This is a genomic window from Pseudoxanthomonas mexicana, assembly GCF_010093385.1.
Taxonomy (GTDB): Bacteria; Pseudomonadota; Gammaproteobacteria; order Xanthomonadales; family Xanthomonadaceae; genus Pseudoxanthomonas_A; species Pseudoxanthomonas_A mexicana.
Map to the genome: position 1 here is coordinate 1 of NZ_PDWV01000046.1, position 24,640 is coordinate 24,640.

14 protein-coding genes and 2 pseudogenes are annotated in these 24,640 nt (G+C 68.4%); 8 read left to right on the top strand and 8 right to left on the bottom strand.

Annotation, left to right across the window (positions count from 1 at the left end; translation table 11 throughout):
* Positions 1-145 precede the first annotated feature (145 nt).
* Positions 146-4,282: pseudogene (locus CSC76_RS14725) on the top strand (ESPR-type extended signal peptide-containing protein); the annotation flags it as partial.
* An 837-nt stretch (positions 4,283-5,119) separates the two neighbouring features.
* Here CSC76_RS14725 and CSC76_RS14730 read toward each other — a convergent pair.
* Both CSC76_RS14730 and gspE read right to left on the bottom strand, forming a co-directional pair.
* Entirely contained in the window at positions 5,120-5,569 is a 450-nt protein-coding gene (locus CSC76_RS14730) for a hypothetical protein (RefSeq protein ID WP_162110754.1), read from the bottom strand.
* Positions 5,570-5,572: 3 nt separating this feature from the next.
* A complete protein-coding gene (gene gspE / locus CSC76_RS14735; protein ID WP_162110755.1) occupies positions 5,573-7,285 on the bottom strand; it encodes a type II secretion system ATPase GspE in 1,713 nt (570 codons plus the stop codon).
* A 382-nt stretch (positions 7,286-7,667) separates the two neighbouring features.
* Between gspE and CSC76_RS14740 the strand changes: the two genes are divergently transcribed.
* From CSC76_RS14740 to CSC76_RS14750, 3 genes are read left to right on the top strand one after another with little or no spacing between them, the layout of a single operon-like run.
* Positions 7,668-8,258 (top strand): hypothetical protein, encoded by a 591-nt coding sequence (locus CSC76_RS14740; protein WP_162110756.1) that lies wholly within the window; start codon positions 7,668-7,670, stop codon positions 8,256-8,258.
* Between the two features lies 1 nt (position 8,259).
* On the top strand, positions 8,260-9,651 hold the full coding sequence (locus CSC76_RS14745) for a Tle-like phospholipase domain-containing protein (RefSeq protein ID WP_162110757.1): 1,392 nt from the start codon (positions 8,260-8,262) through the stop codon (positions 9,649-9,651).
* A 25-nt stretch (positions 9,652-9,676) separates the two neighbouring features.
* Positions 9,677-10,249 (top strand): relaxation protein, encoded by a 573-nt coding sequence (locus CSC76_RS14750; RefSeq protein ID WP_162110758.1) that lies wholly within the window; start codon positions 9,677-9,679, stop codon positions 10,247-10,249.
* Between the two features lie 30 nt (positions 10,250-10,279).
* On the opposite strand, the gene purL is transcribed toward CSC76_RS14750, so the two are convergent.
* From purL to xerD, 3 genes are all read right to left on the bottom strand, one after another.
* The gene (gene purL / locus CSC76_RS14755) at positions 10,280-14,176 is read right to left on the bottom strand and encodes a phosphoribosylformylglycinamidine synthase (RefSeq protein WP_162110759.1); all 3,897 of its coding nucleotides are present in this window, start codon (positions 14,174-14,176) and stop codon (positions 10,280-10,282) included.
* A gap of 80 nt (positions 14,177-14,256) precedes the next feature.
* A complete protein-coding gene (locus tag CSC76_RS14760) occupies positions 14,257-15,084 on the bottom strand; it encodes a disulfide isomerase DsbC N-terminal domain-containing protein (protein WP_162110760.1) in 828 nt (275 codons plus the stop codon).
* A gap of 106 nt (positions 15,085-15,190) precedes the next feature.
* Positions 15,191-16,144, bottom strand: a complete 954-nt coding sequence (gene xerD, locus CSC76_RS14765) for a site-specific tyrosine recombinase XerD (RefSeq protein ID WP_162110761.1) — start codon at positions 16,142-16,144, stop codon at positions 15,191-15,193.
* Positions 16,145-16,343: 199 nt separating this feature from the next.
* Between xerD and CSC76_RS14770 the strand changes: the two genes are divergently transcribed.
* Positions 16,344-16,817 (top strand): RDD family protein, encoded by a 474-nt coding sequence (locus CSC76_RS14770; RefSeq protein WP_162110762.1) that lies wholly within the window; start codon positions 16,344-16,346, stop codon positions 16,815-16,817.
* Positions 16,818-16,824: 7 nt separating this feature from the next.
* Here the strand turns inward: CSC76_RS14770 and lptG are convergent, their stop codons facing one another.
* Entirely contained in the window at positions 16,825-17,928 is a 1,104-nt protein-coding gene (gene lptG, locus CSC76_RS14775) for an LPS export ABC transporter permease LptG (RefSeq protein ID WP_162110763.1), read from the bottom strand.
* Positions 17,925-19,004 carry an LPS export ABC transporter permease LptF gene (lptF, locus tag CSC76_RS14780; protein WP_162110764.1) on the bottom strand — a complete coding sequence of 360 codons (1,080 nt, stop codon included), beginning with the start codon at positions 19,002-19,004 and terminating at the stop codon, positions 17,925-17,927. The genes lptG and lptF overlap by 4 nt, the downstream gene beginning before the upstream one ends.
* A 130-nt stretch (positions 19,005-19,134) precedes the next feature.
* Between lptF and CSC76_RS14785 the strand changes: the two genes are divergently transcribed.
* The 3 genes from CSC76_RS14785 to CSC76_RS14795 all read left to right on the top strand — a co-directional run bounded on the left by CSC76_RS14785 (position 19,135) and on the right by CSC76_RS14795 (position 24,037).
* Entirely contained in the window at positions 19,135-20,610 is a 1,476-nt protein-coding gene (locus CSC76_RS14785; protein ID WP_162110765.1) for a leucyl aminopeptidase, read from the top strand.
* 75 nt (positions 20,611-20,685) lie between these two features.
* A complete protein-coding gene (locus CSC76_RS14790) occupies positions 20,686-21,108 on the top strand; it encodes a DNA polymerase III subunit chi (RefSeq protein WP_162110766.1) in 423 nt (140 codons plus the stop codon).
* 133 nt (positions 21,109-21,241) lie between these two features.
* Positions 21,242-24,037: a valine--tRNA ligase gene (locus tag CSC76_RS14795; protein WP_162110767.1), complete on the top strand. Its 2,796-nt coding sequence runs from the start codon at positions 21,242-21,244 to the stop codon at positions 24,035-24,037.
* Positions 24,038-24,172: 135 nt separating this feature from the next.
* Here CSC76_RS14795 and rimI read toward each other — a convergent pair.
* Positions 24,173-24,627: pseudogene (gene rimI / locus CSC76_RS14800) on the bottom strand (ribosomal protein S18-alanine N-acetyltransferase).
* Positions 24,628-24,640 lie beyond the last annotated feature (13 nt).

The following is a 24,640-nucleotide window of genomic DNA, read 5'->3' on the forward strand; positions in this document are numbered from 1 at the left end:
TTCGTACGATCATAAGCTGCAACATGTCAACTGCCCGCTTCAATACTGTGATGTCATTGATGTTTGCATGTAGCAGCGGACGACGCCTGACCTATACGAGCGAAGGAACGTCGGGAGGGAAAGATGTGAAAAAGAGACAGCCCCGACCGCGGTCGGCGGTGGCGCATGGGCGCCGGGCACGAATGCGACCGCCATCGGCAACCTGGCTTCGGCGACCGCCGACAACAGCATCGCGCTCGGCGGCGATTCCGTTGCCGACCGCGAGGACAGCGTCTCGGTCGGCAGCGCCGGCAGCGAGCGTCAGATCACCAATGTCGCCGCCGGTACCGAAGGCACCGATGCGGTGAACCTGGATCAGTTGAATGCGGTGGCCGAAGCTTCGGAGAACGCCACGCGCTACTTCAAGGCGAACGGTGCGAACGACGGCACCGATGACGCCACCGCCACCGGCGACTACGCCACCGCATCCGGCTCGGCCGCGCTGGCCGAGGGCGTCGGCGCGACCGCGACCGGCTCCGGCGCCTTTGCGTTGGCGAACAGTGCGACGGCGACCGGCTTCAGCGCCACGGCCACCGGCGAGAACAGCGTTGCCAATGGCGCCGGTGCGCAAGCGACGGGTGCTGGTTCGATTGCGGTTGGCGGGCAGCGCCAGCTGTTCGACGAGAACGGTGACCCGGTGCTCGATGAGGACGGCAACCCGGTCTATGCCAGCACCGAAGCCGCAGCGGACGATGCCACCGCCCTCGGCGCAGGCGCCGTTGCCAGCGAGGTCGGCGCGACAGCCGCGGGCGCAGGCGCGAATGCGTCGGGTGCGTACGCGTCCGCGCTCGGTACGGAAGCCACCGCGTCCGGCACGCAGGCCACGGCCGTCGGCTTCCGCAGCGGCGCATCGGATGACGCCGCCACCGCCGTCGGCGGCTACAGCAGTGCCTCCAACTTCGGCGCCTCCGCGTTCGGCTATGGCGCCGAAGCCAGTGGCAACAGCGCCACGGCACTGGGCTTCGGAGCGGTGGCGAGCAACTTCGATTCCACCGCCCTGGGTTCGAACGCCGTCGCCAGCGGCGACAACAGCGTGGCCGTCGGCGGCGCGTTCTTCGGCTTCATCCCGACCGAGGCCTCCGGCGACTACTCGGTCGCGGTCGGTGGTGGTGCCTACACGCCGGGCTTCAATTCGGTGGCGCTGGGCAATCTGGCCACGGCCGAAGCCGACAACAGCGTGGCCATCGGCGGCGACTCGGTCGCCGATCGCGAAGACACCGTGTCGGTCGGCAGCGCCGGTAGCGAACGCCAGATCACCAACGTCGCGGCCGGCACCGAAGGCACCGATGCGGTGAACGTGGACCAGTTGAACGCGGTGGCCGAAGCCTCGGAGAACGCCACGCGCTACTTCAAGGCCAATGGGGCCGCCGATGGCACGGACGACGCCACAGCCACCGGCGACTACGCGACCGCGTCCGGTTCGGCCGCCTTGGCCGAAGGTGTCGGCGCGACCGCGACCGGCTCCGCTGCCTTCGCATTGGGCGACGGCGCGACCGCCACCGGCTTCTCCGCGACGGCCACCGGCAGCAACAGCGTCGCCACCGGCAGCAGCGCCGAGGCCAGCGGCGACTCCAGCATCGCCATCGGCGGGCAGGTGGACGGCTTCGATGCCGACGGCAATCCGATCACCGTCAACACCGTCGCTTCGGGCCTCGGGGCCACGGCCGTGGGTTCCGGCAGCCTGGCGTCGGGGCTGGGCAGTGCGTCGTTCGGCGTGCTCAGCGAAGCCAGCGGCGAAGCGAGTTCCGCGTTCGGCTATGGCAGCACGGCGACGGGATCGTATGCGTCCAGCTTCGGCCATGCCAGCGGGGCCACCGGCGACTACAGCGTCGCCGTCGGCGGCCCGGCGGACCTGATCCCTGGCTTCGGCCTGCTGGTCTACACGCAGGCCAGCGGCTTCAGCGCGGCGGCCTTCGGCAGCGGCGCCATTGCGGCGGGCGACTACAGTCTGGCAGCCGGCAGCCTGGCCGAAGCGTCGGGTCTGGAAAGCACGGCCGCCGGCTTCTTTGCCTACGCGCCGGGCGACTACGCCACCGCACTGGGTGCGGAATCCTGGGCCAGTGGCGACAACAGCACCGCGGTCGGCTTCTACAGCACGGCCCTGGGCGACAACAGCGTGGCGCTGGGCGCCAACTCGACCGCGGACCGCGACAACACCGTCTCGGTCGGCGATGTGGGCAGCGAACGCCAGATCACCAACGTCGCCGCCGGCACCGAACGCACCGATGCGGTGAGCCTGGATCAGTTGAACGCGGTAGCCGAAGCCTCGGAAAACGCCACGCGCTACTTCAAGGCGAACGGGGCGAACGACGGCAGCGATGACGCCACTGCGAATGGCGACTACGCCACTGCCTCCGGCTCCGCCGCGCTGGCGGAGGGCGTGGGTGCGACGGCGACCGGTTCCGGTGCGTTCGCGATCGCCGACGGCGCCACCGCGACCGGCTTCAACGCCTCCGCCACCGGCCGCAACAGCGTGGCCAACGGTGCGGGTGCGCAGGCCAACGGTGCCGGCGCGATCGCGCTGGGCGGCCAGCGCCAGCTGTTCGACGAGAACGGCGATCCCGTGCTCGATGAGGACGGCAATCCCGTCTACGCGAGCACGGAAGCCACGGCGGACGATGCCACGGCCCTGGGCGCGGGCGCCGTCGCGGGCGAAGTCGGCGCGAGCGCCGTGGGTGCGGGTGCGAATGCGTCCGGTGCCTACGTCACCGCCCTGGGCACCGAAGCCTCGGCAGCGGAAACGCAGTCCACGGCGGTCGGCTTTCGCAGCAGTGCGGGCGGACTGGCCTCGACCACGGTCGGCGGCTACAGCAGCGCGGGCGGGGATTTCGCCTCGGCGTTCGGCTACGGTGCCGATGCAGGCGGCAGCGGCGCGACGGCGGTCGGCGAAGGGGCCGCCGCCGGCGGCGATGAAAGCACCGCGGTGGGCGGCACCACCTTCTTCGGCCTCATCAACACACGTGCCAGTGGCACCGGCAGCTCGGCCTTCGGCAACGGGGCCTGGGCCACCGGCGAGTACAGCACTGCGCTCGGCCACAACAGCTACGCGGATGGCGAAGAGAGCGTGGCCGTGGGCGTGAACGCCGTGGCGGGGGCGACGAACAGCGTCGCGATCGGCGCCAACTCGTGGAACGACCGCGACGACACCGTCTCGGTGGGTGACGTGGGTGCCGAACGCCAGATCACCAACGTGGCCGCAGGCACGGAAGGCACGGATGCGGTGAACCTCGACCAGTTGAACGCGCTGGCCGAAGCGTCGGAAAACGCCACGCGCTACTTCAAGGCGAACGGTGCCGGCGACGGCAGCGACGACGCCACCGCGGCCGGCGACTACGCGACCGCCTCCGGCTCGGCGGCCCTGGCGGAGGGCGTCGGTGCGACGGCGATGGGGTCCGGTGCCTTCGCCATCGCCAACGGCGCGACGGCTACCGGCTTCAACGCCACCGCGACCGGCGAGAACAGTGTCGCCAGCGGCGCAGGCGCGCAGGCGACAGGCGCAGGTGCCGTCGCGCTCGGCGGGCAGCGCCCGCTGTTCGACGAGAACGGCGACCCGCTGCTCGATGAAGACGGCAATCCGGTCTACGCCGGCACGGAGGCGACGGCCGACGACGCCACCGCGCTGGGGGCAGGCGCCGTCGCCAGCGACAGCGGCGCCACCGCCACCGGCGCGGGGGCCTCTGCGTCCGGCGCCTATGCCACCGCCAACGGCACGGAGAGTTCGGCGTCGGGATTGCAGGCGACGGCGGCCGGTTTCCGCAGCGATGCGTCGGGCGATGGATCGGCGGCGATCGGCAGCTACAGCAGCGCATCCGCCTTCGCCGCCTCGGCGTTCGGCTACGGTGCGGAAGCGTCGCAGGAAAGCGCGACCGCCCTGGGCTTCGGTGCCGTCGCGAGCAACTACGACAGCACCGCGCTGGGTTCGAACGCCATCGCCAGCGGCGACAACAGCGTGGCGGTCGGCGGCGCGTTCTTCGGCTTCCTTCCGACCGAGGCGTCCGGCGACTACTCGGTCGCCGTGGGCGGCGGCGCCTACGCGCAGGGCGTCAATTCGGTGGCGGTGGGCAACCTGGCAAGCGCCGAAGCAGACAACAGCGTGGCGATCGGTGGCGATTCCGTCGCGGACCGCGAAGACACCGTCTCCGTCGGCAGCGCGGGCAGCGAGCGCCAGGTCACCAACGTCGCGGCTGGCACCCAGGCCACCGACGCGGTGAACCTGTCGCAACTGAGCTTCGTGGCCAGTGCGCTCGGCGGCGGCGCGGGGTTCTCCGGCGGCGTGTTCATCGCGCCGAGCTACACGATCCAGGGCACGTCGTACAACAACGTGGGCGCGGCGTTCACCGCTGTCGACGCCAAGCTCAACGAGCTGTATGGCATGTACAGCGGATCGAGCAGCGCCGCACCGCCCACGCAGGCCAGCCAGGGTCAGGTCGCCGGCGAGACGGCGTCCGCGCCGGGCACCGGCGCTGCCGCTGCGACGCCGACACGGGGGACGGCGACGACGACGGATGTCGCCAGCAGCGGCGCCGTGGCCAGCGGCCAGCCTGCGGTCGCGGCACCGACCGACGCCACCGCGGCAGCGGACGTGCCGGCCGCGGCCGCATCCTACGCCGATGCGGGCGACGCCAACACGCTCAGCAGCGCACAGTCCTACACCGACCAGTCCTCGGCGAGCACGCTGGCCAGTGCCAAGGCTTACGCCGACTTCCAGGTCAAGGCGCTGGAGGACGACTTCAACGCCTTCCGGGGTGACGTCAACCGCCGGTTCTCGGAGCAGGACCGCCGACTGGACAGGATGGGTGCCATGAGTTCGGCGATGTTGAACATGGCCATCAATGCCGCCGGCAGCCGCAGCACGCGCGGACGGGTCGCCGTGGGTGCCGGCTGGCAGAACGGCGAGAACGCGCTGTCGGTGGGTTACTCCAAGCCGATCGGCGACCGCGCGTCCTTCAGCATCGGTGGCGCGTTCAGCGGCGACGAGAAGTCGGCCGGCGTGGGCTTCGGTATCGACCTGTAAACCACGGTCGCGCAAAGAAGAAGGGCCCGGCGATACCGGGCCCTTTCCTTGCGGGATATCCGCGGCTCAGTCGCAGTCCATGCGCCCTTTCGGCAGCACCCGCGGATTGCCCATCGCGAACAGCGTGATCGGCCGTTCCCACATCTCGAACGAGGACACGCCCGGCGTCACGCCGCAGGTGCTGGCGTATTCGAAACGTTCGCCATCGGTGGAGACGTAGAGGTCGAACTTGATCGCATCCGGCAACGTGCTGGAGACCATCAGCGTGGTCTGGCCGGCGTCGCCGCTGCGGGTCCCGCGCAGGTTGCCCGCGCCCGCCTGCGCCGGCGCCCAGGACACCACTTTGCCGCCGACGACGTCCACCTGCAGGGCCAAGGCCGGAGAACCGCTGCCGATGGCGAAGCCCGGCGGCAGTTCGGCGCGGGCCAGCGTGCGCGCCGGCTTGTCCTTCGCGGCGACGGGCAGCAGCACCAGCGCCGCCGCGAACAGGCAGATCCGCACCCAGTCCTTCGCCATGGCTCAACCCTCCTCGGTGACGCGCAGCACTTCCTCGATCGTCGTCTCGCCGGCCAGCGCCTTGGCGATGCCGTCCTCGTACATGGTCTGCATGCCGGCGTCGCGCGCGAGCTGTTCGATCTCGCCCATGCCGGCGTGGCGCATGATGGCGCGGCGTATCTCGTCGTTCATCACCAGGAACTCGACGATGGTGGTGCGGCCCAGGTAGCCGGTCGGCGCGATGGCCGAGCCGCGCGGGCGGTACAGGAAGATCTCGCCCTGCGGCTGGAAGCGGCGAAGCCCGAACTTCTCGATTTCCTCGGGCGAGGCGGCGTACTTCTCCGCGTGCGTGGGCTCGAGCCGGCGCACCAGGCGCTGGGCCAGGATGCCGTTGATGGTGGAGGTCATCAGGTAGTCCTCCACCCCCATGTCCAGCATGCGGGTGATGCCGCCGGCCGCGTTGTTGGTGTGCAGCGTGCTGAGCACCAGGTGGCCCGTGAGCGCGGACTGGATGGCGATGCGCGCGGTTTCCAGGTCGCGCATTTCGCCGATCATGATGATGTCCGGATCCTGGCGGACGATGCTGCGCAGCGCGTGGGCGAAGTCCAGCCCGATCTGCGGCTTGGCCTGGATCTGGTTGATGCCCTCGATCTGGTATTCGACCGGATCCTCGACGGTGATGATCTTCACGTCCGGCGTGTTGAGCTTGCTCAGCGCGGTGTACAGCGTGGTGGTCTTGCCCGAGCCGGTGGGGCCGGTGACCAGCAGGATGCCGTGCGGCTGCTGCAGCACCTTCTGGAACTGAGGCAGGAAGGCATCGGTGAAGCCCAGCTTCTTGAAATCGAACACGACCGTCTCGCGGTCGAGCAGGCGCATGACCACGCTTTCGCCGTGGGCAGTGGGCACCGTGCTGACGCGCAGGTCCAGTTCCTTGCCCTGCACGCGCAGCATGATGCGGCCGTCCTGCGGCAGGCGGCGCTCGGCGATGTTGAGCCGCGCCATGATCTTGATGCGGCTGATCACCGCGGCGGTCAGGTTGGCGGGCGGGCTCTCGCCCTCCTCCAGCACGCCGTCGATGCGGTAGCGCACCTTCAGGCGGTTCTCGAACGGCTCGATGTGGATGTCGGAGGCGCGCAGTTCGACCGCCCGCTGGATCACCAGGTTGACCAGGCGGATGACCGGCGCTTCCGATGCCAGGTCGCGCAGGTGCTCGACATCGTCCAGGTCCGCGGTGGCTTCGCCGTCGGCGTTCTCCACGATGGCACCCATTGCGCTGCGGCCCTGGCCGTAATAGCGCTCGACCAGGTCGCTGATCTCCGAACGCAGCGCCACCCTGACACGCACGTCGCGACCGGTGGCCAGGCGCACGGCTTCCCGCGCGTAGGCGTCCTGCGGGTCCGCCATCAGCAGGTCGACGTGCGTTTCGTCCTCACCGACCGGGCAGACATGGAACTGCTTGAGGAAACGGAGCGAAAGCGCCACCGACTCGGGCGGCACATCGGGCATGTCCTTCGCCGTCACCAGCGGCAGCCCGAGCACCTCCGCGGCCGTCTCCGCATGGTCGCGCTCGGACACCAGCCCCAAGCGCGACAGCAGCGACAGCAGGTCGCCCCCGGTCTCGTCCTGCAGGCGCCGCGCCCGCCCCAGGTCGGCTTCCTTCAGCCGCCCGCGGGCCAACAGGGCCGCGACGATGCGTTCGTCGTCGGAAAGCGGGGTGTCGAGCGCGGCAGCGTTCACGGGAGCCTCCTTCAGATTTCCGACTTTATCAGGTCGGCGTGCGTCGACAGCCTGCGAACCGTCGTTCCGGGGAATTTTCCTGCGGCGCCGCAGCGACCGGGCGCTGGCGGCAATGGTCGCCTTCGGCTGTCAACCGGACGCCAGCTGATGGGTGGGGGCCGGTGAACCACACCCTCGCGAAGACCCCATGGGGTGCCCCCCGAGAGAAAGCTTGTCAGTGAGATGGATGGAACCCGCATTATCGACACCGGCCATTCCCTTGGCGAACGACAGAGGATCGCCCTCTTCACGACGACCTTCGAACTACTCTCGCTTCAAATGTTAATTGCATGAACTTCGGTGAACCGCTAGAAATCGAAACACGAGGCAGGGATCGAAACACATGAAAGGACTCGTGAATAAATCGCTGTGCTATTGCGCGTTGGCGGCCCTTCTTCTTGGCGCCTGCTCCAAGACCCCAGAGTCACCCGTCGCGAAGACCAACCCGAACCCCACGCAGCGTTACGAGATCACGGAGGAATTGGTCGGTCCGCCCCAGGACATCCGTGAAATTTCGGGCGTGGCGCATTTTGGCGTCAGCACAAGGGCCTGCCTTCCCTACAGAGAGAAGATTGCCCGCGTCACGATTGGCGCCAGCTACAAAAAGGAATTTGCCCTCATTCGCGCGGGCGAGAGCACCTACAAGGGCCACATCTTCCTCGACTGGCCAATAAATGAGGACTACTACGGGCTTGGTGTGTGCAAGTGGGAGATAACCGGCGTGAATGCGATTCTCGCCCGGGGCAATGAGCTTACACAGACCCCCCGCCTCACCCGGACAGAAGTGACATCCCAATCCCGGAAGATTTCCTATTGCCGGAAAGACATGCGCGATAAATACGATTTCTCGTGCTTCACACCCATTGATGAAGCACTCATCAAGGAACTCGATGCCGTTTCCTACAAGGTAAGGATGTCATCGATAAAGGATTGAAATGACCACATTCACTGAGTCCCATGCCAGGCTATCCTATAAATCCTATGATCCTGGCAGTACAGGTATAGATACGGATGCCTTTGAGCTTGTTATCGAGTCCAATCGAGCCTCCGGCTACCGAGGTTTCATCTTCAGAAACAACATCACCAAGGATTATGTAGTAGCCCACACCGGCACCGAGTTCGACACCGACAAGATCCGCGATGCACTGCTCACCGATGGCCAGATGGTCCTGGCGGATGTGAACCAGCAACTGGACGACGCCCGAGACCTGGTGGAGCTTGCCATCGAGATGGCCAAACGAGACGGTACCCGCGTTACCGTCACCGGACATTCGTTGGGAGGATTCCATACCCAAGTCACGTGCCACGAGTACGGACTCAAGGGCGAGACGTTCAACGCTTATGGCGCAGCCGGACTCTATGACGTGCCCGTGGGCGGAAGTCAAGTGATCAACCACGTCCGTGCCACTGACATGGTTGGCGCGGCGAACCGACACTTCGGCGAGGTCCGCGTATACGCCACGCAGCAGGATGTAGACACCCTGCTCAGGCATGGCCCCTTGCCCAGCCAGCAGAACCGGTGGGACCTGATCCAGGATCTGCGCGAACTGGGTCCGGATACGACACACGGTGCGGTCCAGTTCCACAGCGGACAGCGCAAGCCGGAAGAACTCGCCATCTATGGTCCCAGCACGATCATCAACAGTGAGAACCGCGCAATCTACGAGCAACACAAGCCCGACTTCGATGCCTACCGGGAGAGCATCCGCTCGGCTGCGGAGGACGTGGCGCTGGCGACGAAGCTCAGCGGCGCGGGCATCGCCTACACGTCCGCGATCGGCTCCCAGTACGTGATGCAGAAGGTGCGGCACGGCCTGATGGGCAACGAAGTTCACGACGAGCTGAGGGAGCTTCGACTGGCGGCGCAACGCGTGACGGACGAGAGAAATCGCGACTTCGTGCCGCCCGATCGACCGCTGATCTATCGGGACGGTGCCGGCAGCCCCCTGGAGCAGATCGACGGGCGGATACAGGATCTTCGCCGCGCCCCCACGCGGGAAGACAGCCGGTGCAAGCCGGAGCACGGAAGTGGCTGGCCCTCGCGGCCTGCCAGCGATTCCACACCGTCGCCGGTCTCGCTACGCGATGACCCCCTCGCCTACATCGACCGCATGGTGGCCGCCTACGACGCCGGCGACCTGGGCGGCTTCCGCCGGATGACTCAGGTTGCAGCCGACGATCCACATGCGAGGCGGGTAAGGGCGACTGCGACGGCCCAGGGGGATGCCGAAGAACGACAGCAAGTGCTGCTGGCACAGGTCGCCGAGCAACAAAGTGCGGAGCAGAGGCAGGTCGCGGTGTCGGCCGGCATCGCACGCTCGATCTGACGCTAACGTTGCCAAGGAAAGCAGGATGGACACCGACCGGATCACCGACCTCGTCGCCAGTGTGTCAGCTCTCATGGAGCGGTTCGAACGCCGTACACAGCAGATCGAGGGCAGCTTGCAGGCTGCGCATCGGCAGCTCCACGAGCTCTCGCAACAATTGCCTGAAACGCTCCGTCGGGCTGCCGATACGGAAATGCAGCATCTGCGGGGCAGTGTCGTGAGTGCCGTCGATGCAGGCATCGGACAATCCGTCTCGATCTACCAGACACGTCTGGAAACGTCGGGACAGGATGTACGGCAAGCCTCGCATGCACTGGCGGCGCAGATCCACGCCGCGCGCACCCTCCATCGGCATCTGCTATGGAAGGTCGTCGGCGTCTGTCTCGCCAGTCTCGCCCTGCTCGTTCTGGGCGGCGGCTGGCTTTCCAGCCACTACTACGACGAGATCCGCCGCCACCAGCTATCGGCGCAACTGCTCAAAGCCTATGACGCTGCCGATGTGACCCTGTGCGATGGCAGGCTGTGCGCCAACATCGACCCGAAAGGCGAAGCGTTTGGCGATGAGGACCAATATCGTCCGGTCCGGGACCGCCCGTGAGCACCCGGATCGGAAACCATCAGCGTCTGCTCACCCCACCCACACCCGCGCGTTGCGGAACATGCGCAGCCACGGCGAGTCTTCCGGCCAGCCGGGCGGATGCCAGCTGTGGTTGGCGGTGCGCGGCGTGCGCTCGGGGTGCGGCATCAGGATGGTGGCGCGGCCGTCGTCGCTGGTCAGGCCGGTGATGCCGTCGGGCGAGCCGTTGGGATTGAGCGGATACGCCGTCGCGACCACGCCATCGCCGTCCACGTAGCGCAGTGCGACGTGCGCCGCGGCTTGGTCGACCGCGCTGGCGAACGAGGCGCGGCCTTCGCCGTGCGCCACCGCCACCGGGATGCGCGAGCCGGCCATGCCGCGGAAGAACACCGACGGCGACTCCTGCACTTCCAGCAGCGCCGTGCGCGCTTCGAACTGTTCGCTCTGGTTGCGCAGGAACACCGACCAGTGCTGCGCGCCCGGGATGATGTCCTTCAGCTGGCTCATCATCTGACAGCCGTTGCAGACACCCAGCGAGAACGTGTCGGTCCGCGCGAAGAACGTCGCGAAGGCATCGCGCAGCGCATTGCGCTCCAGGATGGAGGTCGCCCAGCCACGCCCCGCGCCCAGTACGTCGCCGTAGCTGAAACCGCCGCAGGCAGCCAGGCCGCTGAAGTCCGCCAGCGACACACGGCCCGCGATCAGGTCGCTCATGTGCACGTCGAACGCGTCGAAGCCGGCGCGGGTGAACGCGGAGGCCATCTCGATCTGGCCGTTGACGCCCTGCTCGCGCAGGATCGCCACCTTCGGGCGCTTGCCCGTGGCGATGAACGGCGCCGCGACATCCTCGGCGGCATCGAACGACAGCTTCGGTTTCAGGCCGGTGCGTCCGAACTGGCGCGCGGTCTCGCGTTCCTGGTCGGCAGCCTCCGGGTTGTCGCGCAGCTTCTGCATGGCATGGGTGACCGACCACCAGGCATCGAACAGTTCTTCCCAGCGCCATTCGGCCAGCACGTCGCCATCCTGCTGCACGCGCACCACGGCGGCCGTCGTCGGGCGCGCGATGCGCTGCGCGCATTCGGTCAGCGCGTGGCGCTCGACCAGGTCGGCGAAGGCCGCGCGATCCTCGTCGGCGACCTGCACCACCGCGCCCAGCTCTTCGGCGAACAGCGTGCGGAACGCGTCGTCGCCCCACCCGTCCAGATTGATGTCCAGCCCGCGATGCGAGGCGAACGCCATTTCGCACAGCGTGGCAAACGCGCCGCCGTCGCTGCGGTCGTGGTAGGCCAGCAGCAGGCCGGCTTCGCGCGCATCGGCGATCAGGTGGAAGAAGTCGCGCAGACGCTGCGGATCGTCCAGGTCCGGCACGCTTTCGTCACGACCGTCGCCGGCGAACGCAGGCCATGCGCCATCGCCGCCCGACTGCGGATACACCTGCGCCAGGACGGAACCGCCGAGCCGCTTCTTGCCCGCACCCAGGCCGATCAGCCACAGCTCGCTGTCGTCTTCGCGCGACAGCAGCGGCGTCAGCTGCTGGCGCACATCGGTGACGGGCGCGACCGCGCTGATGATCAGCGAGACCGGCGACCCCGACTTCTGCGCCTGGCCGGCGCTGTGCCATTGCGCCTGCATCGACAGCGAGTCCTTGCCGACCGGGATGCTGATGTCCAGTTCCGGACACAGTTCCATGCCGACAGCCTTCACCGCATCGAACAGCAGGGCGTCTTCGCCCGGGTGTCCGCAGGCGGCCATCCAGTTGGCCGACAGCTTCACCCGATGCAGCGATTCCACCGGCGCGGCGCACAGGTTGGTGATGGCTTCGCCCACCGCCATGCGGGCGGCGGCGGCGGCATCGAGCAGCGCCAGCGGGGTGCGCTCGCCGATCGCCATCGCTTCGCCGACAAAGCCTTCGTAGCCGCTCAGCGTGATGGCGCAGTCGGCCACCGGCATCTGCCACGGACCGACCAGCTGGTCGCGTGCGGTCAGGCCACCGACGCTGCGGTCGCCGATGGTGATCAGGAACTGCTTGGCGGCCACGGTCGGATGCGCCAGCACGCGCAGGCCGGCTTCATGCAGGTCCAGTGCCGCGGTCTGCAGCGCGGGCCACTTCGGCGGGGCCGGATGCGCCGTGTCGCGATGCATCTTCGGCGGCTTGCCGAACAGCACGTCCATCGGCAGGTCGATGGGGGCATCGGCCGGAATATTGCCGGGGGTGGCGCCGTAGGCGACGACCAGGTGTTCTTGTTCCGTGGCCACGCCGACGGCCGCGAACGGGCAGCGCTCGCGTTCGCAGATCGCCGCGAATTCGGCCAGCCGCGCCTGTGGCACGCCCAGCACGTAACGTTCCTGCGATTCGTTGCACCACAGCTGCATCGGCGACAGCGAGGGATCGTCGCTGGGCACCCTGCCCAGGTCGATCACGCCGCCCACGCCGGAGTCGTGCAGCAGTTCCGGGATCGCGTTGGACAGACCGCCCGCGCCGACGTCATGGAACCACAGGATCGGATTGTCCTCGCCCATCGCCACGCAGCGGTCGATGACTTCCTGGCAGCGGCGTTCCATCTCCGGGTTGTCGCGCTGCACGCTGGCGAAATCCAGATCCTCGGCGCTCTCGCCCGAGGCGACCGAACTGGCCGCGCCGCCACCCAGGCCGATCAGCATGGCCGGGCCACCCAGCACGATGACGGCGTCGCCGGGCGACAGCGTCTTCTTCTTCACCTGGATGCGGTCGATCGCGCCCAGGCCGCCGGCCAGCATGATCGGCTTGTCGTAGGCGCGGGTCAGCGCCTCGCCTTCCGGCAGTTCGAAGCTGCGGAAATAGCCCAGCAGGTTCGGCCGGCCGAACTCGTTGTTGAACGCGGCACCGCCCAGCGGGCCGTCCAGCATGATGTCCAGTGCCGGCGCCATGCGCGGATTCAGCGCGCGCGGCGCCTCCCAGGGCTGGGGCAGCGTGGGAATGCGCAGGTGCGAGACCGAGAAGCCGGTCAGGCCAGCCTTGGGCTTGCCACCCCGGCCGGTGGCGCCTTCGTCACGGATCTCGCCGCCGGCGCCGGTGCTGGCGCCAGGGAACGGCGCGATCGCCGTGGGGTGATTGTGCGTTTCCACCTTGATGCAGAACGCCGAGTCGACGCTCGCCTCGATCCGGTACTGGCCGCTGCCGTCCGGGCGGAAACGCGCGGCCGGGTAGCCTTCCAGCACGGCCGCGTTGTCGCTGTAGGCGCTGAGCGTGTGCTCCGGCGTCTGCGCGTGGGTGTGCTTGATCATCCGGAACAGGGAACGGTCCTGCTCCTTGCCGTCGATGGTCCAGCTGGCGTTGAAGATCTTGTGCCGGCAGTGCTCGGAGTTGGCCTGCGCGAACATCATCAGCTCGACGTCGGACGGATCGCGGCCCAGCTCGGCGTAGCGCGTGCGCAGGTAGTCGATCTCGTCCTCGGCCAGCGCCAGGCCCAGGCGCGCGTTCGCGACCTCCAGCTGCGCCAGCGGGATACGCTCCAGTTCGCCGCGCGCGGGCGCGGTGAACAGCGCCTGCGCCTGCTCGCGGCTGGCAAGCAGGGACTGCGTCATCGGGTCGTGCAGCGCCTTGGCCAGCGCCGGCGACGCATCATCCCAGCCTTCCAGGTCGATGCGCAGGCCGCGCTCGACGCGCTTCACCGGCTGGCCGGCGCCACGCAGCAGCTCGGTGGCCTTGCTGGCCCACGGCGATAGCGTGCCCAGGCGCGGGGTGACGAAGCGGGAGACCGCGCCGTCCGCCTGCGGGGCATCGCCCTCATTGGCCTGCAGGACGCGCCGCAGCGTGGCCAGGTCCGGGCTGGCGCCCGGGTCCGCCTCGACGAAATACACGTGCCAGGCGCCGCGGACACGGACGGCGGGGGCGATGGACTGGAGCTTGGATTCGAGCCGCGCGCGGCGGAAATGCGACAAGGCCGATTGGCCTTCGAGGACGATCATGTCCGGGAACCGTGGGGGCGTGCCGTCAGGACGGGGCCCGCTATTGTAGCGAAGCCGGCCCGGGGCCGGCTTCCCTGGCGTCAGGGTGCGGCGCCTGCGGCGGCGGCCGGGGCCTTTTTCGCCGCCAGCTCGTCCAGTTTGGCCCGCAGGGCGGCCGGCGGCAGGTAGCCGCCCAGCTGGACCCCTTCGGCCGAGTAGATGGCCGGGGTGCCGCTCACGCCTACCCGCTGGCCGACGTCGTACTCCATCGTCACCGGGTTCTTGCAGTCGCGCGGGGCGACCGGCTTGCCGGCCTTGGCATCGGTCAGCGCGCGCTTGCGGTCGGGCGAGCACCAGACCGAGATCATGTCCTTGTGGTCCTGGCTGCCCAGGCCCATGCGCGGGAACGCCAGGTATTCCACGGCGATGCCGAGGCGGTTGGGCTCGCCCACTTCGCCGTGCAGCTTGCGGCAATAGCCGCATTCGATGGCGGTGAACACGGTGACGGTGTACTTGGCATTCGGCGGCGCGAACACGATGCGTTCGGCGTGCGGGATGGTGGCGATCAGCTTGCGACGATGCTCGGCCAGCGCGGGGCTGTTCTGCATCAGGTCTTCCTGCGCCTCCAGGTCGAGCACGGCGCCCTGCATCAGGTAGCGGCCGTCATCGCTGACATAGAGCAGTTGGCCGCCGGCAATGACCTCTCGGAAGCCCGGCAGCGGCGCCGCACCCACGTATTCCACCTTGGCACGGGGGTTGAGCTTGGCGATCGCGGCCCGGGCGCGGTCCTCTGCCGAGCCGCTGGCGGCGGTCGACGCCGTCGCGGGCTTGGCCGCAGCCGGCTTGTCGGCGGCAGGCGCTTGCGGGGCCTGCGCGCACGCGGTCAGGCTGAGGGCGCCCAGCAGGGCGGCGGTGATCAGGCGGGGCATCAGGAGCATCCGGTGGAGCCGCGGCGCGGCAGGTGGCGGAGAGAGGTGCCGATTCTGGCACACGGCGACGGGCGGCCGGCTTAACCGGCCGCAAGCGTGACCGGGTTCATGCGCGCGGGTGATGGCGGCCGTGCAGCTGTTTGAGGTGTTCGCGCGCCACCAGGGTGTAGATCTGCGTGGTCGACAGCGAACTGTGTCCCAGCAGCAGTTGCAGGGCGCGCAGGTCGGCGCCGCGGTTGAGCAGATGGGTGGCGAAGCTGTGCCGCAGTCCGTGCGGGCTGATGCGGACAGGATCGATGCCGGCCACCGCCGCGTACCGCTTGACCAGGGCCCAGAACTGCTGCCGGGTCGGCGGTTCGCCCCCCGTGCCGAGGAACAGCGACGGCACGCTGCGTTTCCCGGCGAGGGCGGGACGCGCCTGCGCCAGGTAGGTTTCCAGCCAGTGCTGCGATTCCTCACCCAAGGGCACCAGCCTGTCCTTGCTGCCCTTACCCGTGACCCGCAGCACGCCCTGGCGCAGGTTGACCGCGGTGGCCGGCAGGTGGACCAGCTCGCTGACGCGCAGGCCGGCGGCGTACATCAGTTCCAGCATCGCGCGGTCGCGCAGGCCGAGCGGCGTGGCGGTGTCCGGCGCAGCCAGCAGCGCGTCGATTTCGCTTTCGGCCAGCGCCTTGGGCAGTGAGCGCGGCAGGCGCGGCGGATCCAGCAGGGCGGTCGGATCGTCACGCCGCAGCCCCTGACGCAGCCGATGGGCGAAGAAGGCCCGCAGGGCCGACAGCAGGCGGGCGTTGCTGCGCGGCGAATAGCCCTGGCGGGTCCGCCAGGCCAGGTAGTCGAACAGGCCCGCGCGATCGGTCGCGGCCAGTCCGCCCCCGCGGCCGTCGCGCCAGCGGGCGAAGCCCTCCAGGTCGCGCCGGTAGCTGTCCAGCGTGGGCCGGGCCAGTCCGCTCTCGGCCCAGATCGCATCGAGGAAGGCGGCGATATCGGCGGCATCCGTATCCGGGACCGGAGGCAGGGCGCTCGCCTGCTGGCGGCGTTCGGCGGGCGTGCGGGCAGTCATGCGGCAAGCTTAGGCGATGCGTCCCCGGTCTTGTGGGAGCGACGTGAGTCGCGAAGCGGGGAGTGGGACGCGATCGATGCTGAGGACCGATGTCTGCGGCGTCGTCCACAACCCCGCTGTTCCAGCGAGAGGGGCCGGGTCTTCGCGACTCACGTCGCTCCCACAGGAGTCGAACGGGCGTAGCCGGTATCCTGTCGCGATGAAATCCGCACCCGCTTCTACCCCTGAAAAACCCCGCGCCCTGATCGGCTGGCGCCTGCTCGCCCTGCTCTACGACGTCTGGCCGGTGCTGGCGATGTGGCTGGCCGTGGCCATCCCGTTCGTCCTGGTCGACGTGGTGATCAGCGGCGACGTCCGCCACAACATCGAGCCCTTCAGCCCGATGTGGTGGCTGCTGTGGGCCTGCTGCTGGGGTGTCGCCGGCCTGTACGCCACCTTCAGCTGGCTGCGCGGCGGACAGACGCTGGGCATGCGGCCATGGCGGCTGAAAGTGACCGCACCCGACGGTGGCGCGCCGTCACTCGCCACGCTGTGGCGCCGCTATGCGCTGGCGACGCTGTCCACGCTCGCGGGGGGCCTGGGCTTCTGGTGGGCTTGGCTGGATCGGGACCGTCTGACGTTCCACGACCGCTACAGCGGCACGCGGATGGTCCGGCTGCCGAAGCGCGCCTGACGCCGCCTCAGCGGCTGCGTCGCCGGAACAGCAGCCACGAAATGCCCAGCAGTGCGAACGGCGGAATCGCATAGGCGATGCGGTAGTCCAGCCGGAAGGCGCCCGCCAGGCGCACGAACATGGTCTGCAGCACCCAGAAGCCCACCGCGAACACGATGCCCAGGAACAGCCGCTTGCCCATGCCGCCGCTGCGCAGGCTGCCGAAGGCGAAGGGAATGGCGGCCAGGCACAGCGCCAGCACGTTGAGCGGATAGAACCAGCGCGCCCAGTACTGGTCCTCGTAGTCGCGCGCGTCCAGTCCGTTGCGCTTGCGGTAATCGATGTTCTGGCTCAGCTCGTGACTGGGCATGTTGCGCGCCCGCACCAGGCTGGACGACAGCACCGAAGCGTCCAGTTCCGATTCCCAGCGCTCGCCCAGCACGGTGGTCTGGGTGGCGGAGCGCTCGTTGAAGGTCGTGCGGCGGACATTCTTCAGCAGCCAGTAGCCGTCCAGGTGTTCGGCGATGGCGGCGTGCGCGATGGAGGCCAGGCGCCCGTCGTCCGCCAGTTCGTACATCCGCACGTCGCGCAGCTGCAGCGACACCTTGCCGCCCGGCTGCTCGCGCTCCTCGCCGCTCTGCGCGTAGAGGAACGTGTTGCCCTCGCGGGCCCACAACCCGGAGTAACGGTCCATCGCCACGTTGCCGGTGCGGGCGCTCATCTTCAGTGTGTCGGCCTGGCGCTGGCCCCATGGGCCCAGCGTTTCGCCGCTGACCACCATCAGGCCGGTCAACAACGCCAGCGCTGCCGCCACGGAAATGCTCAACCGCCGCCGCGACAGGCCCAGCGCACGCAGCGCGGTCAGTTCCGAGCTGGCCGCCAGCTGCCCCAACCCCATCAGCGAGCCGATCACCGCTGCGGTGGGAAACATCGTGTAGGCGCGGCGCGGCACCGTGTACAGCACCCAGGCCACGGCATGGCCGAAGGTGTAGTTGCCGGTGCCCAGGTCGCCGATCTCGCCGGACAGCGCCATCACCACGTCCAGGCCCACCAGCACCGCCCAGGCCAGCAGGACGGTGACCAGTACCACCTGGCCCACGTAGGTGTCGTGCAGGCGGGGCATGAACCTCATGTGCGCCTCCGCGGTCGCGACGGCCGGCCGTCACGCAGATAGAACCAGATCGCCGCGGCCAGCAGCGGCAGGGTCAGCCACCACAGACCCGCCAGTCCGGGCAGCTTGTCCTCGCTGAGCCACTGGGTGCCGTTGAACATCAGGCTGATGCCGACCAGATAGGCCAGGAAGCCCAGCATCACCCGCCCGTAGCGGGTCTGACGGGGCGAACTGCGCGACAGCGGCAGGGTCAGCAGCGCGAACGCCAGCGCCAGCAGCGGCGGGGTCAGGCGCGCGTGCAGCTGCGCGTTGGCGGCCGGACGCGCGTCGCCCAGCAGGTTCGAGGTGGGCTGCAGCGAGGGATCGTCCTTGTCCAGGGTGTCGGCGCGGTCCGGCAGGGCGACTTCATTGGCCTTGTAGCGGATCAGCCGGTAATCCAGGCCGGGACCGTCCGGGCCCTCGACCCGGAAGCCGTAATCCAGCCTCAGATAACGGTTGCGTTCACCCTCGAAGAACATCTGCCCGGACTTGGCCGTCACCACGTCGATGCGGCCGTCCTTCGCCCGGTGCATGAACACCCTGCTCAGGCCGGTCCCGTCCGGCGACAGCCCGCTCACGTAGACCACCGCGCCGCTGGACAGCACGGTGAACTTGCCGGCGTCCAGGCCCGAGACCACCAGGCTGCGGTTGGCGTGTTCCAGCATGGTCGGCGCGGTGCGCAGCGCCCATGGGCCCAGCCACAGCGAGCACAGGCCGACAATCCCCCCCACCGGCACCCCCAGCATCAGCAGCGGCCGCAGCAGGCGGCGCGGGCCGATGCCGGCCGCCGTCAGCACCGCCATTTCCGAATCCCGATAGAGGCGCGAGAACGCCAGCAGCAGCCCCAGCATCAGCGCCAGCGGGATGATGTAGGGCATGTAGTTGAGGAACTGCAGGCCCAGCTGGGACAGCAGCAGGCGGGCCGGCACCTTGCCGTCCGCCACGTCGCCCAGCAGGTCCGCCATCACGCCGCCCACGCTGACCATCAGCAGGATGATCAGGGTGGCCAGGAAACTCTGGGTGAATTCCCGGAACAGGTAGCGGTCCAGCTTCGGCATCAGGAGGGCTTGATCTACAATCTCGGGCTTGTGCGCCGCACCTGCGGCGGCGGTCTCTGCGGTCCGGGATGGCGCCAGCCACCTTTCATCCGGCCCGCGATTGTACGTAACTGAACCGGGAATCTGATCAATGACGCTGGAATTCACCCTGAACCGCGAAGCCCCCGCCCAGGCCGGCGTCGACTGCCTCGTGGTAGGCGCCTGGGCCGACAAGAGCCTCACGCCGGCCGCGCAGGCCGTGGATGCGGCGAGCGGCGGCAAGCTGTCGGCCCTGGTCCAGCGCGGCGATGTCGGCGGCAAGACGGGCAAGACCACCCTGCTGCACGACCTGCCGGGCGTCGCCGCCCCGCGCGTGCTGGTGGTGGGACTGGGCGAAACGGCCAAGTTCGGCGTGGCCCAGTACCTGAAGGCCGTCGGCGATGCGGCCCGCGCGCTGAAGACCGGCCCGGCGAAATCCGCGCTGTTCACCCTGTCCGAAGTGGACGTGAAGGACCGCGATGCCGCCTGGAAGATCCGCCAGGCCGTGATCGCCGCGGACCACGCCTGCTACCGCTACACCGCCACCCTGGGCAAGAAGAAGAACGACGACCCGGGCCTGGTCCGCTTCGACGTCAGCGGCGACGACGCCCAGGCGCTGGCGCAGGGCGTGGCCATCGCCGCGGGCGTGCAGACCACCCGTGAACTCGGCAACCTGCCGCCGAACATCTGCAACCCGGCGTATCTGGCCGAGCAGGCCCAGAAGCTGGCGGCCGAAACCGGCGCCGAGGCCGAGATCCTCGACGAGGCGCAGATGGAAGCGCTGGGCATGGGGTCGCTGCTGGCCGTGGCCCGCGGCTCGGCCAACCGCCCGCGCCTGATCGTGCTGAAGTGGAACGGGGGCGGCGACGCCAGGCCGTACGTGCTGGTCGGCAAGGGCATCACCTTCGACACCGGCGGCGTGAACCTGAAGACCCAGGGCGGCATCGAGGAGATGAAGTACGACATGCTGGGCGCCGGCAGCGTCATCGGCACGTTCGTCGCGGCGGCCAAGATGAAGCTGCCGCTGAACCTGGTGGTGATCGTGCCGGCGGTGGAGAACGCCATCGACGGCAATGCGCACCGTCCCTCCGATGTCATCACCAGCATGTCCGGCAAGACGATCGAAGTCGGCAACACCGACGCCGAGGGCCGCCTGATCCTGTGCGACGCGCTGACCTCCGCCGAGCGCTTCAAGCCCGCCGCACTGGTCGACGTGGCCACGCTGACCGGCGCCTGCATCGTGGCGCTGGGCCGCTACGCCAGCGGCCTGATGAGCAAGCACGACGACCTCAGCAACGAGCTGCTGGGCGCCGGCGAAACCGTGTTCGACCGTGCCTGGCGCCTGCCGCTGTGGGACGAGTACCAGACCCAGCTGGAATCCACCTTCGCCGACGTCTACAACATCGGCGGCCGCTGGGCCGGGGCCATCACCGCCGGCTGCTTCCTGGCCCGCTTCACCGAAGGGCAGCGCTGGGCGCACCTGGACATCGCCGGCGTCTCCAACGACGAAGGCAAGCGCGGCATGGCGACCGGCCGTCCGGTCGGCCTGCTGAGCCAGTGGCTGCTGGACCGGAGCAGCGAGAAGTGAGCGCAGAGAAGTGAGGAGTGAGCAGAGCACGCTCCCCTCTCACTTCTCACTTCTCCCCACTCACTCCTGCCTTCTATGTCACGAGCCGACTTCTACCTGATCGCCAAGCCGCGCTTCCTCGAGGAGCCGCTCAAGCTGGTCTGCGAACTGGCCCGCAAGGCCTACGACAGCAACCAGTGGACGCTGGTTCTGGCGCGTGACGCGGCACAGGCCGAGGCACTGGACGCGCTGTTGTGGGAGTTCGATCCCGACGCCTACATCCCGCACCAGATCGCCGGCGACGAAGAGGACGAACTGACGCCCGTGCTGATCGCCACGCCGGATGTCGACGTGCCGGCCCGCGCGCTGGTGATCACCCTGCGCGACGAGGCCTTCGCCGGGGCCTGCGAGCGCGTGCTGGAAGTGGGGCCCGCCGATCCGTCCGCACGCGAACCGCTGCGCGAGCGCTGGAAGCAGTACAAGGCGCGCGGCTTTGAAGTGAACAAGCACGATATGTAGCACCCGTCATTCCAGCGAAGGCTGGAATCCATTTTGCCGTTGCGGTGGCCTCCCGCCAGACAACGCAAAGGCAAGATCAAGATGGATCCCGGCAGTCGCCGGGATGACGACTCCAACATCCCCTCGGAATCCCATGACCGACCTCGCCTCCAGCTACGACCCGAAATCCTTCGAATCCCGCCTGTACGCGCAGTGGGAAGCCGCCGGCTACTTCAAGCCCAGCGGCAAGGGCGAACCGTACACCGTGCTGCTGCCGCCGCCGAACGTCACCGGCACCCTGCACATGGGCCATGCGTTCCAGCACACGCTGATGGACGCACTGGTGCGCTACCACCGCATGCGCGGCTACGACACGCTGTGGCAGATGGGCACCGACCATGCCGGCATCGCCACCGAGATGGTGGTCAGCCGGAACCTGGCGCTGGAAGGCCAGGGTGAGACGCGCGATTCGCTGGGCCGCGACGGCTTCATCGCCAAGGTCTGGGAGTGGAAGGCGCAGTCCGGCGACACCATCGAACGGCAGATGCGCCGCATGGGTGCGTCCGGCGACTGGTCGCGCAGCACCTTCACGATGGATGAGCAGGCGTCCAAGGCCGTCATCGAGGCCTTCGTGCGCTGGCACGAACAGGGCCTGATCTACCGCGGCCAGCGCCTGGTCAACTGGGATCCGGTGCTGAAGACCGCGATTTCGGGCCTGGAAGTGGAGAACGTCGAGGAAGACGGCTTCCTGTGGTCGATCGAGTACCCGCTCGCCGACGGCAGCGGCTCGCTGGTGGTCGCCACCACGCGTCCGGAAACCATGCTCGGCGACACCGCGGTGATGGTGCATCCGGAAGACGAGCGTTACGCGCACCTGATCGGCAAGATGGTCAAGCTGCCGCTGACCGACCGCGAGATCCCGGTGATCGCCGACGACTATGTCGACCGCGAGTTCGGCACCGGCGTGGTCAAGGTCACGCCTGCGCACGACTTCAACGATTATCAGGTCGGCCTGCGCCACGGCCTGCCGCTGATCAACCTTCTGACGCCCACCGCGGCGATCAACGAGAACGCACCGGAGAAATATCGCAGCCTGGACCGCTACGAAGCACGCAAGGCCATCCTCGCGGATCTGGAAGACGCCGGCCTGCTGGTTGAAACCAAGCCGCACAAGCTGCAGGTGCCGCGCGGCGACCGCACCGGCCAGGTGATCGAGCCCTACCTGACCGACCAGTGGTTCGTGAAGATGGACGGCCTGGCCAAGCGCGGCCTGGAACTGGTCGAGTCCGGTGAGGTGAAGTTCGTGCCGCCGAACTGGATCAACACCTACCGCCACTGGATGGAGAACATCCAGGACTGGTGCATCAGCCGCCAGCTCTGGTGGGGCCACCGCATTCCGGCGTGGTTCGACGACGCGGGCAACTGCTACGTCGGCCGCGACGAAGTCGAAGCGCGCGCCAAGGCCGGGCTCTCCGCCGATGTCGCGCTGACCCAGGACAGCGACGTGCTGGAGACGTGGTTCTCCTCGCAGCTGTGGCCGTTCAGCACGATGGGCTGGCCTGACGAACAGGCGATGGCCGAACGCGGCTTCGCCCGCTACCTGCCCTCGTCGGTGCTGGTCACCGGCTTCGACATCATCTTCTTCTGGGTGGCGCGCATGGTGATGGCCACCGACAGCTTCGTCGGCCAGGTGCCGTTCCGCGACGTCTACATGACCGGCCTGATCCGCGACAAGGACGGCCAGAAGATGTCCAAATCCAAGGGCAACGTGCTGGATCCGCTGGACATCATCGACGGCATCTCGCTGGAGGACCTGGTGGCCAAGCGCACCGGCGGCCTGATGCAGCCCAAGATGGCCGAAAAGATCGAGAAGGCCACGCGCAAGGAATTCCCGGACGGCATCGTGGCGCACGGCGCCGACGCGCTGCGCTTCACCATCGCCGCGCTGGCCACGCACGGCCGCGACATCAAGTTCGACATGGGCCGCGCCGAGGGCTACAAGAACTTCTGCAACAAGCTGTGGAACGCCACCCGCTTCGTGCTGATGAACACCGAGGGCTTCGCCGCCGCCGGTGCACCGCAGCCGAAGACGGATGCCGAACGCTGGATCCTGGCGCGCCTCGCGAAAGTTGCCGCGGAGGCCGAAGCGCAGTTCGCCGCCTACCGCTTCGACCTGCTGTCGCAGGCGCTGTACGAGTTCGCCTGGAACGACTTCTGCGACTGGTTCGTCGAACTGGCCAAGCCTGCCCTGAGCAAGGCCGAAGGGCCTGCACTCAATGACAGTGACAAGGATGCGGCCGACAGCACCCGCCACACGCTGCTGTACGTGCTGGAATCGCTGCTGCGCCTGCTGCACCCGCTGACCCCGTTCGTCACCGAGGAACTGTGGCAGCAGGTCGTGTCCAGGCTGGGCATCGACGGCGGCACGGTGTCACTGCGCCCGTATCCCACCGCCGCCGATTTCGCCGGCCAGGACTACGCGCAGGCCGACGCCGATGTGGAGTGGCTGAAGACCATGGTGTCCGCGCTGCGTCGCGTGCGCAGCGAGCTGAACGTGTCGCCGGCGAAGACCATCCGATTGCTGCTGCAGGACGGCAACGACCACGACCGCACACGCGTCGTGCGCTTCGCGTCGTCGCTGTCGTTCCTGCTGAAGCTGGACGACATCGCATGGCTGGAAGCCGGCGCGGACGCGCCCGCCTCCGCCGCCGCCGTGGTCGGCGAATTGAAGCTGCTGGTGCCGCTGGAAGGCCTGGTCGACCTGGACGCCGAGCGCGCGCGCCTGGACAAGGAAATCGCCCGCGTGACCGGCGAGAAGGACAAGAGCGAGGCCAAGCTGGCCAAGTTCACCGACAAGGTGCCGCCAGCCGTGGTCGACCAGGAGCGCCAGCGCCTGGCCGACTGGAGCAGCCAGCTCGCCGCCCTGCACGGGCAGCGCGCGAAGCTCTAGCCCGGTGTCATCGCGGCGAAAGCCGGGACCCAGCGGCTTTGCGGGTGGAAAGCCAAGACGCCGGGTCCCGACGTTCGCCCGGCTGACGGTTGGACTGTTTCGCCATGGTGCCGCGTCGGCGGGCCAAGACCCGCCCTACAAAGGCGGCATCGTGGTGATGTCGTCGGCGACCAGTTCGATCGCCATCACCAGCGCATCCTCGCGGCCATCGCGGGCCGGGTAGTAGCGTGGGCGGCGGCCGATCTCGTTGAAGCCTTCGCTGTGGTACAGCGCGATGGCACCGGGATTGGAGGGCCGGACTTCCAGGAACACACGCTGCGAGCGCTGGTCGCGCGCGATCTCACCAGCGCACGCAGCAGGGGGCGACCCAGTCCCCGCCCCTGACGCTCGGGCGCAACGCAGATGTTCAGCACATGCGCCTCGTCCGCGGCGATGCTCAGCAGCCCATAGCCGATCACCAGGCCGTGTTCGGTCATCACCCAGGACGGGTAGCCCGACTTCAGGCAGTCGCGGAAGATCCCCCGGGTCCAGGGAAACGGGTACGCCCGTTGCTCGATGGCCATCACCGCATCGAGGTCGCTCTCGCGCATCGGCCGCAGGCTG